Here is a 1,735-nt window from a genome sequence, read left to right as displayed (position 1 = left end):
TGCCAGCATTATGGACCATCTGGGTGAAATTGCCTTATACTTTTTTGCTGCCGTAGCAGGGATACAAACTATTTATTTTCTCTTTGTATTTTCCCGGGTAGCTTTTTATAGACGTAAATTTGACCTGGACCACACGCCGGACGGGCCTTTTTCGGTGATCATCTGTGCCAAGGATGAGGAATTGAACCTGCAGAAGAATTTGCCGGGGGTATTGCAACAGCGGTATCACCAGCATATGAAACCTGAGTACGAGGTAATTGTGGTGAACGATAACTCTGAGGATGATACCAAGTATTACCTGCGCTCCATAGAGCCGGGCTATCCACACTACCGGCATATCGAGATCAAGCAGCCCGCGAAATTTATTCCCGGCAAGAAATATCCCCTGTCTATCGGTTTGAAAGGCGCGCAGTTTGAAAAGGTATTGCTTACAGACGCCGATTGCAAGCCGGGAAGCACCTACTGGCTTTCCCTGATGAGCCAGGGTTTTACAGGCAAGAAAGAAATTGTACTGGGATACGGCGCTTATCATAAGAAGCCGGGGTTTCTGAATAAGATCATCCGGTATGAAACTTTCTTCAGCGCCCTGCAGCACCTTTCCTTTGCCATGAGCGGTATGCCCTATATGGGAGTAGGCCGTAACCTGGCCTATAAAAGAGAGCTTTTCTTTAAACATAAAGGTTTTACAAGTCACCAGCATCTTGCCAGCGGCGACGACGACCTGTTTGTAAATACCGCAGCCAACCGGAAAAATGTAGGCGTGGTGATCAACAAACAGGCTTTTACTTACTCAGAGCCCAAGCTGAGCTGGAAAAGCTGGTTCCGGCAAAAAACCCGGCACATGTCTACCGGTAAGCATTACCGCTTCGGGCATAAGTTTGTGCTGGGACTATTTTCACTGACGCACTTCCTTTTTTACCCGGCCTTTATTTTCGCACTGTTTTTCCCGCCTCCCATCCTTTGGTATGTGCTGGGTATTTTTGGTGGTAAGGTGCTGATACAGTCCATTATTACTTACTCGGCCATGCGCAGGCTGGATGAAAGCGACCTGTTTAAGTTCAGCTGGCTGATGGATATTTTCATGGTATTGTATTATATCATCTTTACCCCTGCCCTGTTCTTCAGGTCCAAAAACAAATGGTAATCCGCATGGGTAAATAGCTTCCCGCTTATTTGCTTTTGCTTTACTTTTGCCGCATGGAAATTATTTTAAAGTATTTCAGCGACTTTACACCGGAACAGCTGTCGCAGTTTGAGGCGCTGCAGGGATTATACCAGGAATGGAACGACAAGATCAACGTGATATCCCGCAAAGACATTGATGCCTTATATGAAAAACATGTATTACACTCTCTTAGTATAGCTGCTATTGCAGATTTCCAGCCCGGCACCCAGATCCTTGACCTGGGTACCGGCGGCGGATTCCCGGGTATTCCCCTGGCGATCTTTTTTCCCGAAGTACAGTTTCACCTGGTAGATTCCATTGGTAAAAAAATAAAGGTGGTGGAAGGCGTAGCGGAAGCGCTGCAGCTGAAAAACGTCACTGCAGCGCATAGCCGGGTGGAGGAGATCAAAAACCGGAAGTTTGATATCGTGGTATCCCGCGCGGTGGCGCCCCTTGGGGACCTTTGGCGCTGGAGCAAGCATTTAATGAAGAAATCCACTGTGCCGGGCAAGCAATTTGAAAAGGGGCTTATTTGTCTCAAAGGCGGCGACCTTGCCCAGGAAATTTCCG

The 1,735-nt window shown here is 47.6% G+C and carries 2 protein-coding genes; both read left to right on the top strand.

Annotated elements, in window-relative coordinates; translation table 11 throughout:
• Window positions 1-1,144 (top strand): glycosyltransferase (locus VN105_RS12050; RefSeq protein ID WP_325641159.1); only part of this gene is annotated, 1,144 nt, incomplete at its 5' end.
• 53 nt (window positions 1,145-1,197) lie between these two features.
• On the top strand, window positions 1,198-1,735 hold a 538-nt coding region (gene rsmG / locus VN105_RS12045; RefSeq protein ID WP_325641157.1), incomplete at its 3' end, for a 16S rRNA (guanine(527)-N(7))-methyltransferase RsmG.

It is taken from the genome of Chitinophaga sp. (assembly GCF_035564935.1).
GTDB lineage: Bacteria > Bacteroidota > Bacteroidia > Chitinophagales > Chitinophagaceae > Chitinophaga.
This window is presented reverse-complemented; position numbering and strand designations above follow the sequence as displayed.